Below are 16674 nucleotides of genomic sequence, written 5' to 3'. Positions count from 1 at the left end.
TGTCAGGAGGCCAGAGCGCTGTTTTCCGCGAGCAGTCGCTCCGCCGCCGCGCGCGCCTCATCGGTGATGCTGGCACCGGCGAGCATACGGGCGATTTCTTCCTGACGCTCATCCACGCCGATGGACCGGATCGATGTCGACATGCGGTCTTCATGGGTTGCAGATTTGGCAATCAGGAAATGCGTCGATGCACGGGCCGCCACCTGCGGCGCATGGGTGACCGAAAGCACCTGCACCCGCGACGACAGCCGCGCCAGACGTTGGCCGATGGCATCCGCCACGGCACCGCCCACACCCGTATCGATTTCGTCGAAAACCAGCGTCGGCGCGGAACCGCGATCCGCCAGCGCCACCTTCAGCGCCAGAAGAAAACGCGACAGCTCGCCGCCGGAAGCAACCTTCATCATCGGACCGGCGCGCGTGCCCGGATTGGTGCGCACCCAATATTCCACCGTGTCGATACCTTCGGCAGCGCGCGCTTGCGGGTCGGTGATCATCTCCACGAGGAACTCAGCGCGTTCCAGCTTGAGCGCGGGCAGTTCCGCCATGACGGCATCTTTCAGATGCTCCGCGGTATCTCTGCGCCGGGCGGACAATTCCGCCGCCGCCGCGTCATAGGCAGCGCGTGTCTCGGTCGCCTGCGCTTCAAGCTGCACCAGCTTTTCCGCGCCTGCGTCCAGCTCGGCTAGATCGGCGTCCATCTTGTCGCGCAGCGCAGGCAAGCCTTCCACAGCGACCGAATATTTGCGCGCAGCCGCACGCAGCGCGAACAGGCGCTCTTCCACCTGTTCCAGCACGCGCGGATCGAAATCGATCTCCCGCATGGCGTGGTCGATTCCGTCCTGCGCCAGAGCCAGACTGTTCAGTGCTTCATCGATGGCTTTGCAGACCGGCTCCAGCAGATGCGGCGCTTCCGGGATTTTACGTTCCAGACGGCGCACCAGACTTGCCAGTGTCGGCACTGGCGAACCATTGCCCGACAGAAGCTCGCCCGCTTCGTTCACATCACCGGCGATCTTTTCAGATTTCATCATCACCGCGCGACGTTCGGCGAGTTCGTCTTCCTCGCCGGGCTGCGGATCAAGCTTGGTCAATTCTTCCACGGAAGAGCGCAGATAGTCACCTTCGCGCTCGGCTGCTTCCACGCGAGCGCGATGACGCGACAAGGCGGTTTCCGCATCGCGCCACGCCTTGTGCCGTTCGCGCACTACGACCGCCTCGGCGTCGAGACCGCCGAAAGCATCCAGCAATGTCCGGTGCAGATCGGTATCGATCAGCGCACGGTCATCATGCTGGCCGTGGATTTCCACCAGCCTGCGACCCAGATCGCGCAACAGTGCAACGCTTGCCGCCTGATCGTTGATGAAGACGCGCGTGCGCCCATCGCCCATCTGGAGGCGACGCAGGATGACGTCGCCGTCATCGTCAAAACCATTTTCGCGAAGGAAAAGTCGGGCCGGATGACCGCCCGGCACATCGAATACCGCCGTCACCTGCCCCTGATCCGCCCCGTGGCGAACCAGTGAAGCGTCGCCACGCGCACCGAGCGCCAGCGACAGCGAATCAAGCAGGATGGATTTACCGGCGCCGGTCTCGCCCGTCAGCACGGACAAGCCGGTCTTGAACTCGATGTCGAGCCTTTCAATCAGGACAATATCGCGGATCGAGAGGTGCGACAGCATGTCGGGCTCAAACTGTTATGAACCGCCGCCCGTGATGAGCGACGAAGCCTTGGCCAGCCATGAACCACCGTTTTCGCGTGGTTCCAGACCACCGCTCTGCAAGAGCTTGTAGCTGTCCTTGTACCACTGGCTGTCCGGGAAATTCTTGCCGAGAACCGAAGCGGCCATCTGGGCTTCCGAGGTCAGGCCGAGCGCATAATAGGCTTCGACCAGACGCGCCAGCGCTTCTTCCACCTGACGGGTGTTGGAATATTCCTCGACCACACCGCGGAAGCGCTTGATGGCGGCCAGATATTCCTTGCGTTCCAGATAATAGCGGCCGACCTGCATTTCCTTGCCGGCGAGCTGGTCGCGGGCGAAGCGGATCTTGGCCTTCGCATCGTCGGTATATTCCGAATCCGGGAAGCGATCGACCACTTCCTGCATCGCGGCAATGGCGCGGCGGCTGGCAGCCTGATCGCGTGTCACGTCCGGAATCTGGCGGAAGTAGGAAAGACCGATGATGTAATAGGCGTAAGCCGATTCGGGCGATGTCGGGTAAAGCGTGTTGTAACGCTTCGCCATGCTGATCGCTTCTTCGTAGTTACCCTTGCGGTAATTGGTGAAGGCAGCCATCACGAGCGCCTTGCGTGCCCATTCCGTATAGGGATGCTGGCGGTCGATGGCAGCGAACTTCTTGGAGGCTTCGTCGAGACGGCCTGCATCCAGATTGGCCAGACCTTCATTATAGAGCTTGTCGGCAGGATCGATCGTCTCAACATACTTGGTGAGATCGATATCGTCGTCCTTGCTGGCACAACCGGCGAGCGGGATAAGAACGGCGATAGCGCCAGTCAACAGCGCAGTTTTCGTCACACCCGTGAATTTGAAACTCGTCATGCGGTCTCCGGCCTTCTGGCAGCGTCATTCCTGTTTGAAGCAACGTGCGCGCTTGTAGCATTGCAACCGTGCTTCATCCATCCAAATCATTCAACTTTGGCAAAGATTAAACAGTGCCAAGGCTGTTTTGGCCGTCCATAAACCACATGCAGGCGCAATCGTCTAGCTCTACAATCGCCAGATTTTGGCCGAAACACTGTCCGGACGGCTCCTTCGCATCCTGTGAACCGTGAAGATTGGTCCCCTGATCGACCCGCCGCAAAACGGAAGGCGACTCGCATCGCAATGGTGAACCGGTGAACACGGCTCAATTAAGGCCGTGCGCCGGGATCATCCAAATTATTGTGGACGATGCTGCGAGAGGTTTAAAGCGCCCAGGGTGCCGCGATATTCGGCTTCACCGCAACGAAATCCGAGCTCTTCGCATTGCGACGCACGCCGGATGCCTCAACGATATCGAAAGCGCTCTTGTCGGCGAGAAGCGCCTTCACCGTCTCTGCATTCAGGCGATGACCGCTGCGATAGGACCGGAAGCAGCCGATAAACGGCAGACCGGCGAGCGCCAGATCACCCACCGCATCCAGCGTCTTGTGACGTACGAACTCGTCCTTGAAGCGCAGACCACCCGGATTGATGACCGAATTGTCGTCGCCGATGACCAGAGAATTGTCGAGCGATGAGCCCAGCGCATGACCGGAGGCCCAAAGACGCTCCACATCCTTCATGAAGCCAAAGGTGCGTGCAGTGGAAATTTCCTTGCGGAACACCGCCTCGTCCATGTCATTGGCAAATTTCTGACGACCGATCAGCGGGCATTCGAAATCGATCTCCACTTCAAACCGCGTGCCGGAGAACGGGCGGAACTCGCCCCAGGAGCCACCGGCTTCCACACGAACCGTCTTGAGAATACGGATGAAACGGCGCTTGGCCTGCTGCGTGACAATGCCCGCCTCATCGAGCGCTTCGATGAAGCGCGCCGAGGTGCCATCAAGAATAGGCACTTCCGGGCCATCAACCTCGACAATCAGATTGTCGATGCCAAGCGCTGCAATAGCGGCCATCAGATGCTCGACCGTATCGATCTTCGCTTCTTTCGGTCCAAGCGAGGTGCACAGGTCAGTCGCGCCGATTTCCGAAACATGGGCACGGATTTCGCGCGCGCTGGTTTTCAGGTCCGAGCGCTGGAAGACAATACCCGTATCCGCATCGGCAGGAAGAAACGTGGCCGAAGCCGGAGCGCCACCATGGACACCCACACCGGAGAGGGTCACCGCACGACCAATTGTCTTCTGATAAGCGCTCAAGACTGTTCCAATCTATTCATAATCAAGAATATACGCGCAGGCGTAAACAGGCCGCACTTGCTCGCTGGCGTACCCTGCTCCCGCAATCGCACATCTAATCCTCAAACGGATTAATCTGTTAGATATGGCAAAATTAGCGGCAGGGAAGACAAAAAGAATCACAACCCCGTGTGAGCCCCAAAACAACCGACCACATATAAAATAGTGAGCCGGAACGTTCGGACAAAATCACGCTTTCTTACGCTCTATTACCATAAAAGCCGTTTTATTCCAGCATTTCCCGCAAAATACAAAAAGCCCACCTGAGACAGGCGGGCTTTCTGAAATTTTATGTCGGTGTTCGATCAGTTCGACTGACGGCGCAGGAAGGCCGGGATTTCGAGCTGGTCGTCTTCCGAAGCTGCACGCGGCTGCGGGCGGCCCTGATCATCGAGCTGGCCACGACGCGGTGCGTAGATCGAGCCGTCCTGCTGCATCGGGCGGCGTTCAGCCGGACGCATGCCGGGTTCGCGATGCTGCGCAGGCTCCAGACGGGCTGCAGGCTGCTCTTCTTCACGACGCGACAGACCGTGGGTCAGGCGCTTGAGAAGGCTCATCGGGCCGCGTGGCTCTTCCTGAGCAGGCTGTGGCTGCTGCGGAGCGCGACGGGCGGCGATTTCAGCCTGTGCAACCGGCGGGAAATCCGAAACGGCTGGCATACGTGGAGCCGGGCGCGGTTCGCGGGCCGGTTCTGCATGCATCTGCTGCGGCTGCTGGTAAGCCTGCGGCTGAGCGGCCTGAGCAGCGTGAGCCTGAGGCATCGGTGCGCGAGCAACCGGTGCGCGTTCGAAGGCTTCCGGTGCAGGTGCCTGGAAAATGCGGCTCTGCGGACGGAAATCAGGCTCTGCGGATGCAGCAGGTGCGGCTGGCGCAGCTGCAATCGGCATATCGACTTCGGCAGACTGGATTGCCTGCGCAATCGGGTCAGCCTGACGCGGCTGTTCAACGACCGGAGGACGCAGAGCGCCATGCGGAGCCATAGGCTTGGCCTGCGAGGTCGGTTGCTTTACTGGCTGGCGAAATTCCAGCGGCGCAGGCGCCGCATCTCCGATCTGCTTGTCGATGCCGGTAGCAACCACGGATACACGAATGACGCCTTCGAGACCTTCGTCGAAGGTTGCGCCGAGGATGATGTTTGCTTCCGGATCAACTTCTTCACGGATACGCGTTGCAGCTTCGTCGACTTCGAACAGGGTCATGTCGCGACCGCCGGTGATCGAAATCAGCAGGCCCTTGGCGCCACGCATCGAGGTTTCGTCGAGCAGCGGGTTGGCGATGGCAGCTTCGGCGGCAGCCATTGCGCGGCCTTCGCCGGAAGCTTCGCCGGTGCCCATCATCGCCTTGCCCATTTCGCGCATGACCGAGCGAACGTCAGCAAAGTCGAGGTTGATGAGGCCTTCCTTGACCATCAGATCGGTGATGCAGGCAACACCCGAATAGAGCACCTGATCGGCCATCGCGAAAGCGTCGGCGAAGGTGGTCTTGTCATTGGCAATGCGGAAGAGGTTCTGGTTCGGAATGACGATAAGCGTATCGACGTTCTTCTGCAGTTCTTCGATGCCGAGATCGGCCGTCTTCATGCGGCGCGCACCTTCGAAATGGAAAGGCTTGGTCACGACGCCGACGGTCAGGATACCGCGTTCACGTGCTGCGCGGGCAACAACTGGAGCTGCGCCGGTGCCGGTGCCGCCGCCCATGCCTGCGGTGACGAAGCACATATGCGTGCCATTGAGGTGATCGACGATTTCGTCGATGCATTCTTCAGCAGCGGCACGACCGACTTCGGGCTGGGAACCTGCGCCGAGACCTTCCGTCACGGCAGCGCCGAGCTGGATGATGCGGTCGGACTTCGACATGGTCAAAGCCTGCGCGTCGGTGTTGGCCACAACAAAATCCACACCGCGAAGACCGGCATTGATCATGTTGTTGACTGCATTGCCGCCGCCACCGCCGACACCGAAAACGGTGATGCGGGGCTTCAGCTCGGTGATGTCCGGCTTTTGCAGATTGATAGTCATTGGTCCTTGTTCCTCTTAAAGCCCGTCACCGCTTTTCGCCGCTGCGGTGCTGATTGGTTGTTACCCAGATGGTCACGTCCCGGAAAATTCGACTGTTCACTCAAAGATCGGTTACTCAGAAACTCTCCCTCAGCCATTGGCTGACACGTTGAATGCGCCCACCCGTACCGGTCATAAGACCGGAGGAAGCTGCTTTTACCGACCGCTCTTCTATCCCGGCCACCTGCGGGTAGATCAGAAGTCCGACGGTCGCGGCAAAAGCTGCCCCCTTAGCCGCCTCAGGCAATCCCGCTATTCCTAGAGGACGCCCGATTCGTACATTTCTTGCAAGGATTCGTCTGGCGGCCTCCGGCATGCCCGGCAATTGGCTTGCGCCGCCGGTCAAAACCACACGCTTGCCGACAATGTGTCCGAGACCCGACTGGTTCAGCCTGTCGCGAACCAGTTCCAGCGTTTCTTCCACTCTTGCACGGATAATCCGCGTCAAAACCGACCGCGGATACTGATTGGGTACATCACGCTCGTCGTCGCCAATCGGCGAGACGGAGATGAGATCGCGGTCGTCGGCAGCGCTTGGCAGCGCCGAGCCATACATGACCTTCAGGCGTTCGGCGTCTTCCATGCGAGTGGAGAAACCGCGCGCCACATCCATCGTGACGTGATTGCCGCCGATGGCAACTGCATCGGCGTGAATGAATTTGCCTTCGGAGAAGACAGAAATCGTCGTGGTGCCGCCACCCATGTCGATGCAGGCCGCACCCATTTCGGCTTCATCGCCGACCAGAGCAGACAGACCGCTTGCATAAGGCGTCGCAACAATGGCCTCGACCGACAGATGGCAGCGATTGATGCAAAGCTCGAGATTGCGCAGCGGAGCGGCATCAGCCGTCAGCACATGCATGTCAACGCCGAGGCTGTCGCCCAGCATGCCCTGCGGGTCGCGAACGCCGCGCTCGCCATCGAGCGTGTAGCCGATCGGCAGCGAGTGAACGAGGTGACGTTCAGCGGCCAGAGCCTGTTTCGCGCCAGCTGCGAGAACGCGGCGAATATCGGTCTGTTCGACTTCATGACCGCCGAGATTGACGCTCGCGGTGAAGGTTTCGCTCTTGAGGCGGCCGGCCGAAATATTCACGATCAGGCTATCGACGGTCAGACCGGCCATGCGCTCTGCGGCATCGACGGCGAGACGGATGGATTGTTCGGCGGCATCGAGATCGATGATCACGCCGGATTTCACGCCACGCGAACGCTGATGACCGATACCCAGCACTTCCATGCGGTGCGTGCGGCCTGGCAGAAGCGCGCCGCCTTCATGCGGACGCAACCTTGCGATGACGCAGGACACCTTGCTTGAGCCAACATCCAGAACCGTGAGCAGGCGCACTTTGCGCCCTGCAGTTCCGCCTTGAGATGATCCCTTACCGCCCAGAATACTCATACGCGCTTCCCCGTGCGGGCCAATTCTTTCTTACGCTCCGCCAGGAACTTCTGGCGCTGTTCCATACCGCTTGCCGTCAGCTGAACGGTCACACGATCATCCAGACGAAGATCGACCGCCATGATATCGCGGGTGAGAAGTTGCTTTTCCTCATCGAGTTTCTGGATTTGTGCGAGCGCTTTCAGCGGATCTTCCGCCGGGAGCATGATGCGCACGCCATTGTCCAGAAGAAGGTCCCAGCGACGGTCAGCGACGCGGATATAAGCGCGAACCTTGCCAGCCAGCGCCGGATAGTTTGCGACCTCGTCGACAAAGCCCTTAACGACCTTTTCAGCGCCGTCGCCAACCACAAGCGGCAGCGTGTTGTAACGCCCGGCGCGGAAAGGCACGATGGTGTCGCCTTCGGCATCGATCAGCGACAATTCCTTGTCGTTCTGCCAGATGGCGAAGGCCTGACGTTCATGCAACGCAACCTGAACCGTACCCGGATAAACCTTGCGCACTTCGGCGCTCTGCACCCATGGCAGCTGTGCGATGGCGGCGCGCGCTTCTTCAGCGTTCAGGCCGACCAGCGAAGTTTCGCCATCAAGGTTAAGCTGCCCAAGAATATCGATATCGGAGGTCTCGTGATTGCCGACGACCTTGACATCCTCGATGGCGAAACCGAGCGTCGAGGCCGTAGCCTTCACCACATCCTGCGAGTGACCGCCAACAACCATGCCGTAAATGCCGGTGGCGCCGAGGAAGCCCAGCATGCCAATGGTTCCGGCATGACGTGGAATGCTGACATTGCCCTGAAACAGACGGGCAGCGAAGCGAAACGGCTTGCGCAGAAAGCGCGGCAGGACGAATGCGACATTCATCGCCGATGCGTCTCGCATCGCGCCCGAGCGCCTATATCCATCATTTCTGCCGTTCAACGCAAACAAGACGCGTCCTCCACCATCCAACTCAACAATTCACCGAAAGAGATACCAGCCGCTTTGGCGATATCAGGCACGAGCGAGGTGGGCGTCATCCCCGGCTGGGTGTTAACTTCCAACCAGATAACTTCGCCTTCTTCTGAAAAACGATCATCGAAACGGAAGTCCGACCGGCTTACGCCCCGACACCCGATTGCCCGATGCGCCGTAAGGGCCATTGTTTGTATTTTTTGGTAAATATTTGGTAAAATTTTTGCCGGGCACACGTGAGTTGATGCGCCTGCAACATATTTTGAATCATAATCGTAGAACTGATGACCGACCGGAACGATCTCGCAGACATCCATGGCGCGGTCGCCCATCACGGCGCAGGTCAATTCGCGGCCAGCGATGTAGCTTTCAACCAGAACTTCGTCGCCATATTTCCAGTCCGCAGAGCCGATGATTTGCGGCGGATGGGTCTGGTCTTCCTTGACGATCACAACGCCAAAGCTTGAACCTTCACGCACCGGCTTGACCACATAAGGCGGCTCCATCGGATGTTCGGAACCGACATCGAAACGGTTCATCAGACGCGACGGCGCGACGGCCACGCCAGCCGCCGCAGCAACCTTCTTGGCGCGATCCTTATCCATGGCGAGCGCGGAAGCGAGAACGCCGGAATGGGTGTAGGGAATCTGGAGATATTCGAGGATGCCCTGAATGGCGCCATCCTCACCGAATGGGCCGTGCAGCGCATTGAAGGCGACATCAGGCTTCAGCTCGGCGAGAACACTGGCGACATTGCGATCCACATCGATGCGGGTCACACGGTAGCCGCGCTTTTCCAGGGTCGCCGAACAGGCCGCGCCGGACGACAGGCTGACAGGACGCTCGGAGGAGAACCCACCCATCAAAACGGCGACGTGTTTTCCCGTCATGTTAAGCATCCCCTCTGCGCAATCCCCTGCGCGGTGAATCAAGAACAGAGTCCGAGTAGCCCAGCGGCGCGGGCCGCAGACGTCCACGGCAGGAAAATCCTGCCGAATCAAATCACTGTGTGGTTAACCATAAAGAATCAGAGGATTGATTCCGTGACAAGACCCTATCAAAAGGGACGAACCTTACGCGTCGCTTGCGAAGGCAAAAAAGCCCGGAATTTCAGGCAGAAAATCCGGGCAATTTTTTTATTAAACTTTGCCGAGAAACTCTTCTACGCGCTCGCCGTCGCGGAACAAACCGAGACGCTTGATCTCCCAGTGGAGGCGAATCCCTGACGACTCAAAAACTTTTGCGCGAACTGTCTCGCCCAAAGTCTCCAGATCATGCCCGGTCGCAGTGCCGGTATTGATCATGAAATTGCAGTGCATCTCCGACATCTGGGCACCGCCGATACGCAATCCACGGCAGCCCGCCTTGTCGATTTCCTTCCAGGCAGACGTGCCTTCAGGATTCTTGAAAGTTGAGCCGCCAGTTTTTTCGCGCACAGGCTGCACCGTCTCACGGTGGTGCTGCACCTCGTCCATGGCGCGCTGGATATCCTCGCGGTCACCCGGAGCGCCCTCGAACAGCGCCGAGGTGAAGATCAGCTCCGGCGATACCGAAGAATGGCGATAGGCATAGCCCATATCGGCATTCGAAAGCACATGCAGTTCGCCCTTACGGTCGAGTGCGCGAACTTCCACAACGCGCTCGCGCGTTTCCACACCATTGGCGCCCGCATTCATGCGTAACGCCCCGCCGATGCCACCAGGAATGCCGTGGTAGAAATGGAAGCCCGAAAGGCCCGCTTCCAGCGCCGCCGCTGCCACGCGCTTGTCTGGCGTCGCTGTGCCTGCCCTGAGCTGCGTTTCGGAAACGCGCTCGACCTCGCCAAACCCCTTTGCGGAAAGCCTGACGACAAAGCCGGGAACGCCCCCGTCACGCACGAGCAGATTGGAACCGATACCAACCACGAGGATCGGTATTTCTTCCGGCACTGCCTTCAGGAAATTCGACAGGTCTTCCTCGTCGGCGGGCTGGAACAGAACCTGTGCCGGTCCACCGGCACGAAACCAGGTGATCTTGTCCATGCCCGTATCGGGCGTCAGACGCCCGCGCAGGCCCGACAGCTTGCCGTCAAGCTTCTTCAGAAGCGCCTCGCCGCTTTCCATCGGGTGATAGTCCATTACTTCTTACCCTGTTCGGCGAGTTCCTTGGGCAGCGCATAGGCCCATTGCGTGATGTTGCCCGCGCCGAGGCAGACGACAAAGTCGCCCGGCTGCGCGATGGAGGCAACGAGCGGGGCCAGAGCTTCCGGCCCGCTGGCGTAGCGCGCATCGCGATGGCCCGCCGTCTTGATGCGGCTGACAAGCGTTTCGGAGTTCACGCCTTCGATAGGGTCTTCGCCCGCCGTATAGACCGGCGTGACGATGACCGTGTCGGCATCGTTGAAGCATGCGGCAAATTCGTCGAACAGGCTGTGCAGGCGGGTGTAGCGGTGTGGCTGCACAATGGCGATCACGCGACCACCTGCCTGAGTTGTTGCGTCGCGTGCGGCTTTCAGCACCGCGCGGATTTCCACTGGGTGATGGCCATAATCGTCGAAAATCTCGACGCCGTTCCACGAACCCGTATGGGTGAAGCGGCGCTTCACGCCACCGAATGAACCAAGGCCGCGACGAATATCGTCAGCGGAAATGCCCAGTTCATGCGCGACCGCGATCGCCGCCGTGGCGTTGGAAACATTGTGCAGGCCCGGCATCGGAAGGCGCAGATCCTTGATCTCGACGGCATCGCCCTTGCGCGAACGGATCACCACGTCGAACAGGTTCGCAGCGCCTTCCATGCGCTGATTGACAAAACGCACCTCCGCCTGCGGGTTCTGGCCATAGGTGATGATGCGACGATCCTCGATGCGGCCGACAAGCGCCTGCACTTCCGGATGATCGAGGCACATGACGCCAAAACCGTAGAACGGCACATTCTCGACGAACTGCGCGAAAGCGGCGCGCACATTGTCGAAGTTGCCGTAATGGTCGAGATGTTCCGGATCGATATTGGTCACGACCGCGATATCGGCGGGCAGCTTGAGGAAGGTGCCGTCGCTTTCGTCGGCTTCCACCACCATCCAGTCGCCGTCACCCATGCGGGCATTCGTGCCATAGGCGTTGATGATGCCGCCATTGATGACCGTCGGGTCGAGATGCCCTGCATCCAGAAGCGCTGCCACCATGGAAGTGGTGGTCGTCTTGCCATGCGTGCCGCCAATGGCAACAGCGCGGCGGAAGCGCATCAGTTCGGCCAGCATTTCAGCGCGGCGCACGATGGGCAGCAGCTTTTCGCGGGCAGCGGCCAATTCCGGGTTGGTCTTCTTGATTGCGGTCGAAACGACGATGACTTCCGCATCGCCGAGATTCTCTGCCTTGTGGCCGACGAAAACCTCGATGCCCTTCTCGCGCAGACGCTGCACATTGGCGCTGTCCGACTGATCCGAGCCTTGGACCTTGTATCCGAGATTATGCAGCACCTCGGCGATGCCACTCATGCCGATGCCGCCAATTCCGATGAAATGGACGAGCCCGATGTTCAGCGGCATTTTCATGGCCGAGTTCCTTCTTTGAATTCGTGAACTGATTTGCCAGTTGCAATAGCCTCTGCCAGATCGGCAAGCAACCGCGCAGCATCCGGCTTGCCGACGCTTTTTGCAGCTTTTGCCTGATTTTCGAGCCTTTCCGGCTCATTCATCGCCGATTGCAGGATTTGCGCGAGGCGTTCAGGCGAAAGCTCAGCCTGTCGCACGACCTCGCCGCCGCCTGCACGGCTAAGTGCTTCGGCATTGGCCGCCTGATCGTGATCAAGCGCATGGGGGAATGGCACCAGAATGGCCGGACGACCGATCACCGTTATTTCCGAAACCGTCGATGCGCCGGAGCGCGAAATTACGAAATGCGCATCCGCCATGCGTGCCGGCATATCGTTGAAGAACGGGGCCACATCGGCTGGAATGCCAAGCTTCTTGTAGGCCTCGCGCACGGAAGCTTCGTCTTCCTTGCGCGCCTGCTGGGTGATCAGAAGTCGCGCGCGTTCCTTCTCGGGCAGAAGAGCAACAGCAGCCGGTATCGCGTTTGAGAAGAACTGCGCACCCTGACTGCCGCCGAAAACCAAAAGACGAAACCGCTCGTCCGGCTTGGCTTGCTTGTAAGGCGTGGCGGCTGCCGCCAACACAGGCGGGCGCACCGGATTGCCGGTCGTGACCGTTTTGTCGGCAAAGGCACCGCCTGTTTCCGGCAGAAACCCGCCTGCAATCGCCTTGACGCGCCCCGCAAGGCCTTTGTTGGCGCGGCCCATCACGGCGTTCTGTTCATGCACCAGCGTCGGAATATGCATATTGCTGGCCGCATAAAGCGGCGGCAAGGTCGGGTAACCGCCGAAACCAGCGACAAGCTGCGGCTTCAAGCGGCGGAACAATTTGCGTGAATCGAGATTGCCCTGCCACAGCGACCAGAATGTTTTGAGCAGCGCAATCGGATTGCGGCCCGCAATGGTCGCAGAACGGATCACATGCACATGGCTTTCATCGAAAGCGCCTGCAAAACGCTGCGCCCGGGCATCGGTCGCCAGATGTACATCCCAGCCGCGAGACTTCAATTCATGCGCCAGCGCTTCCGCCGGAAAAAGATGGCCGCCCGTTCCCCCGGCGGCCAATACGATAACACCTTTAGCCATCAATCCCTCACAGCGCCGGAATGCGTTCGCCCCGATTTGACCCGATATGCCCAACCGTGTGCGTCATGCGCGCTTCCGGGCGGCGACGGGTGAGCGCCAGCAAAATGCCCATGGTGATGGCAATCGCCACCAGCGACGAGCCGCCATAGGAAATGAACGGCAGCGTCATGCCTTTTGCGGGCATCAGGTGCAGGTTCACCGCCATGTTGATGATCGACTGGAAGCCGAACAGGATGACGATGCCAGACACGGCAAGACGCGTAAACGCATCGCGTTCCTTGAGCGCAATGGAAAGCCCACGCACCACGATGAAGGCAAATAGCAGCATGATGATCATGCACAGGATGATGCCATATTCTTCCGCAGCCACGGAGAAGATGAAGTCGGTGTGGCTGTCGGGAATGATGCGCTTGACGGTGCCTTCACCCGGCCCCTGCCCGAACCAGCCGCCGCGCAGAATGGCTTCGCGTCCGGCATCGACCTGGAACGTATCGCCCTCGCCCGTCATGAAGCGGTTGATACGACCGGCCACGTGGTCGAACACGAAATAAGCGCTAAAGCCGCCGCAAACCGCAAGCCCGCCCAGAACCAGAATCCAGAACATCGGCAAGCCCGCGAGGAAGAACATCGCGCCCCATGTGCCGGTGGTCAGCATGGTCTGGCCCAGATCGGGCTGCAACACCAGAAGACCGGCAACCGTGCAGAACAGCATCATGGCGAGGAAATAGCCCGGCATGTCGCCGCCACGTTCGCGCTCGGAGAAGAGCCATGCGCAGACGACCACGAAAGCGGGCTTCATGAATTCGGATGGCTGGATGGAAATACCCGCCAGATTGACCCAGCGGCGCGCACCCTTGACTTCGATACCGAAGAAGAGCGCCGCAACCATCAGCACCATGGAAATGGCGAGCAGGATCAGTGCGAAACGCCTGATCTGCCGTGGCGAAAAGAACGACACGCCCACCATGACGATAACCGCGGGGATCATGAAGATGGTCTGACGCTCGACGAAATGAAAACTGTCGAGACCAATGCGCGAAGCCACAGCCGGGCTTGCCGCAAAGGACAGAAGAATACCAAGCCCCATCAGGGCAAGACAGGCTACGAGAAAGAAGCGGTCTATTGTCCACCACCAGTTGGCGACAGGACCGCGATCGACACGGCTTACCATCAGCTTTCTCCTCCAATTGGCATGATACCGGGAAGGGCCAATACGGCGCTGCGGAAGGCATCGCCGCGTTTTTCAAAATTCTGGAACTGATCGAAGCTGGCGCAGGCTGGCGAAAGCAGCACCACCGGCTCTGCGGCTGCATCATTGCCCGCATCGCGCGCGGCATGATCGACGGCCACGGCCAGCGTATCGGAAATTTCGAACGGCACGCTGTCGCCCAGCGTCGCAGCAAACTGCGCCGCCGCTTCGCCGATCAGATAGGCCTTGGCGATACGCGGGAAGAACCCGCCGAGCGACTCGATACCGCCTGCTTTCGGCACGCCGCCAGCGATCCAGTAGATGTTCTGCGGAAAGGACGACAGCGCCGGTGCGGTCGCATCGGCATTGGTCGCCTTGGAATCATTGACGAACAGCACCTTGCCGCGCCGCCCCACCTGCTCCATGCGGTGCGCCAGACCCGGAAAGCTTTTCAGACCGGCGCGAATTTCATCGAGCGACAGGCCGACAGCGAGGCAGGCCGCCACGGCTGCGAGCGCGTTCTGTGCATTATGCGCGCCGCGCAGCGAACCGATCCCGGCGAGCGAGGCCAGTTCCTCATCCTTGCCATCGGTGGCATGAATCAAGGTCGGACCATCAGCGAAATAGCCGTTGTCGAGGTGCTTTTCCTTGGAAATCCGCGCAACATTGACGCCGTTCGCCGCCAGATTTTCAGCAATCGCCGTGCAGTAAAGATCATCAACGCCGATAATCGCGGTGCCGCTGGCCGCAACCAGCCGCGCCTTGATGGCCGCATAGTTTTCCATCGTGCCGTGACGGTCGAGGTGATCCGGCGTCAGGTTCAGCAAAATTCCGGCAGTCGGATTCAGCGAGGGTGCCAGATCGATCTGGTAGGACGAGCATTCAACCACATAGAAACGGTTGGCCGCTGGCGAGTCCAGCGTGAGGATTGCCGTGCCGATATTGCCGCCGAGTTGCATGTCGCGGCCCGACGCCTTGATGATATGGGCGATCAGCGCGGTGGTGGTCGATTTGCCGTTGGTGCCGGTAATGGCGATGAACGGGCAATCGGGTGCGATATGATTGCGCTCGCGCACGAAAAGCTCCACATCGCCGATAATTTCGACGCCTGCCGCATGGGCAAGATCGACCGTCCAATGGGGCTTCGGATGGGTCAGCGGAACACCCGGCGAAAGCACAAAGGCGGCGAACTGCGACCAGTCCGCCTGCCTCAGATCGCCGGTTGCAATGCCTGTGCCTTGCGCGCGCGCGACACTGTCGGGATTATCGTCCCAGGCAATGATCTTCGCCCCTCCGGCCACGATGGCCTTGGCTGTGGCGATGCCCGACCCGCCCAGTCCGAAGAGGGCGACGGTCTTGTCTTTAAGGGCGGTGATCGGGATCATTCTTCTTGCCTGTCGATACTGGTCTTGTGACTATCTGAGCTTGAGGGTGGAAAGGCCGATCATTGCGAGAATGATGGCGATGATCCAGAACCGGATCACGACCTGGCTTTCGGTCCAGCCCTTCTTTTCAAAATGGTGGTGAATTGGCGCCATGAGGAAGACGCGCTTGCCGGTCAGCTTGAAAGAGCCAACCTGAATGATGACCGAAAGCGCTTCCATGACGAACAGACCGCCGATGATGGCGAGCACGATTTCATGCTTGGTCGCAACGGCCACGGTGCCGAGCATGCCGCCCAGCGCCAGCGAACCCGTATCGCCCATGAAGATAGCGGCAGGCGGCGCATTGAACCACAGGAAGCCAAGGCCTGCACCGATCACCGCGCCTAACACCACGGCAAGTTCACCCGTGCCCGGCACGAAATGGATTTGCAGATAGTCTGCAAAGATCGCATTACCGGAAAGATAGGCGATGAAGCCGAAGGAAGCAGCGGCAACCATGACCGGCACGATAGCCAGACCGTCGAGACCGTCTGTCAGGTTCACGGCATTGCCCGCGCCGACCATCACGAAGGCGGCGAAGGGAATGAAGAACCAACTCAGATTGATGACGAACTGCTTGGCGAATGGGAAGGTCAGCGAGGAGGAGAAAGGCTCCTGCCCTGCGCGCATGATGACGAAAGCGGCAATCGCTGCGATCAGGAACTCGATGCCCAGACGCGCCTTGCCGGAAAAGCCCTTGTCGGACTGCTTCGTCACCTTGAGATAGTCGTCATAGAAACCGATGGCGCCGAAGCCCACGGTGACCAGCAGCACCACCCAGACATAGACGCTGGAGAGATTGGCCCACAACATGCACGAAATCAGAATGCCGGTCATGATCATCAGACCGCCCATGGTGGGCGTACCGGCTTTCTTGAAATGGGTCTGCGGGCCGTCGGCGCGGATCGGCTGCCCCTTCCCCTGACGCACGCGCAACGAGTTGATGATCGTCGGGCCGAACAGGAACACGATCAGCGCCGAGGTAATCATCGCGCCGCCAGTGCGGAAGGTGATGTAGCGGAACACGTTGAGCGGTGTCATGTGTTCAGCGAAGAAGGTGAGAAGCATCAGCATGTGGAGAAAATTCCCTCG

The 16674-nt window shown here is 59.6% G+C and carries 13 protein-coding genes; all 13 read right to left on the bottom strand.

Annotated features, from left to right (window positions below; translation table 11 throughout):
• Positions 1-2: 2 nt before the first annotated feature.
• Positions 3-1682, bottom strand: coding sequence for a DNA repair protein RecN (gene recN, locus WIX40_RS00730; protein WP_140024178.1), 1680 nt, complete (start codon positions 1680-1682; stop codon positions 3-5).
• Positions 1683-1697: 15 nt separating this feature from the next.
• Positions 1698-2561: an outer membrane protein assembly factor BamD gene (locus tag WIX40_RS00725; protein WP_109369405.1), complete on the bottom strand. Its 864-nt coding sequence runs from the start codon at positions 2559-2561 to the stop codon at positions 1698-1700.
• 365 nt (positions 2562-2926) lie between these two features.
• Positions 2927-3865 (bottom strand): UDP-3-O-acyl-N-acetylglucosamine deacetylase, encoded by a 939-nt coding sequence (gene lpxC, locus WIX40_RS00720; RefSeq protein WP_121536396.1) that lies wholly within the window; start codon positions 3863-3865, stop codon positions 2927-2929.
• A gap of 344 nt (positions 3866-4209) precedes the next feature.
• Positions 4210-5922 (bottom strand): cell division protein FtsZ, encoded by a 1713-nt coding sequence (gene ftsZ, locus WIX40_RS00715; RefSeq protein WP_109369407.1) that lies wholly within the window; start codon positions 5920-5922, stop codon positions 4210-4212.
• Positions 5923-6037: 115 nt separating this feature from the next.
• Positions 6038-7360, bottom strand: coding sequence for a cell division protein FtsA (gene ftsA, locus WIX40_RS00710; protein ID WP_109369408.1), 1323 nt, complete (start codon positions 7358-7360; stop codon positions 6038-6040).
• Positions 7357-8289, bottom strand: a complete 933-nt coding sequence (locus WIX40_RS00705; RefSeq protein WP_109369409.1) for a cell division protein FtsQ/DivIB — start codon at positions 8287-8289, stop codon at positions 7357-7359. The genes ftsA and WIX40_RS00705 overlap by 4 nt, the downstream gene beginning before the upstream one ends.
• Positions 8277-9203 carry a D-alanine--D-alanine ligase gene (locus tag WIX40_RS00700; protein WP_339437983.1) on the bottom strand — a complete coding sequence of 309 codons (927 nt, stop codon included), beginning with the start codon at positions 9201-9203 and terminating at the stop codon, positions 8277-8279. The genes WIX40_RS00705 and WIX40_RS00700 overlap by 13 nt, the downstream gene beginning before the upstream one ends.
• Positions 9204-9452: 249 nt before the next feature.
• A complete protein-coding gene (murB, locus tag WIX40_RS00695) occupies positions 9453-10415 on the bottom strand; it encodes a UDP-N-acetylmuramate dehydrogenase (RefSeq protein ID WP_339440899.1) in 963 nt (320 codons plus the stop codon).
• Positions 10416-10429: 14 nt separating this feature from the next.
• Positions 10430-11845 carry a UDP-N-acetylmuramate--L-alanine ligase gene (gene murC, locus WIX40_RS00690; RefSeq protein ID WP_140024179.1) on the bottom strand — a complete coding sequence of 472 codons (1416 nt, stop codon included), beginning with the start codon at positions 11843-11845 and terminating at the stop codon, positions 10430-10432.
• Complete coding sequence (murG, locus tag WIX40_RS00685) at positions 11842-12969, bottom strand: undecaprenyldiphospho-muramoylpentapeptide beta-N-acetylglucosaminyltransferase (protein ID WP_339437979.1); 1128 nt, start codon at positions 12967-12969, stop codon at positions 11842-11844. Before murG ends, murC begins: the two co-directional genes overlap by 4 nt.
• Before the next feature lie 7 nt (positions 12970-12976).
• Positions 12977-14140 carry a putative lipid II flippase FtsW gene (gene ftsW / locus WIX40_RS00680; protein WP_109369412.1) on the bottom strand — a complete coding sequence of 388 codons (1164 nt, stop codon included), beginning with the start codon at positions 14138-14140 and terminating at the stop codon, positions 12977-12979.
• Positions 14140-15543, bottom strand: coding sequence for a UDP-N-acetylmuramoyl-L-alanine--D-glutamate ligase (gene murD, locus WIX40_RS00675; RefSeq protein ID WP_339437976.1), 1404 nt, complete (start codon positions 15541-15543; stop codon positions 14140-14142). The genes ftsW and murD overlap by 1 nt, the downstream gene beginning before the upstream one ends.
• Positions 15544-15573: 30 nt before the next feature.
• Positions 15574-16656 (bottom strand): phospho-N-acetylmuramoyl-pentapeptide-transferase, encoded by a 1083-nt coding sequence (gene mraY / locus WIX40_RS00670; protein WP_109369414.1) that lies wholly within the window; start codon positions 16654-16656, stop codon positions 15574-15576.
• Positions 16657-16674 lie beyond the last annotated feature (18 nt).

It is taken from the genome of Ochrobactrum teleogrylli (genome assembly GCF_037482325.1).
In the GTDB taxonomy this organism is placed as follows: domain Bacteria; phylum Pseudomonadota; class Alphaproteobacteria; order Rhizobiales; family Rhizobiaceae; genus Brucella; species Brucella teleogrylli.
Note: the sequence above shows the minus strand (reverse complement) of the source record. Positions and strands in the feature narration are given on the sequence as shown.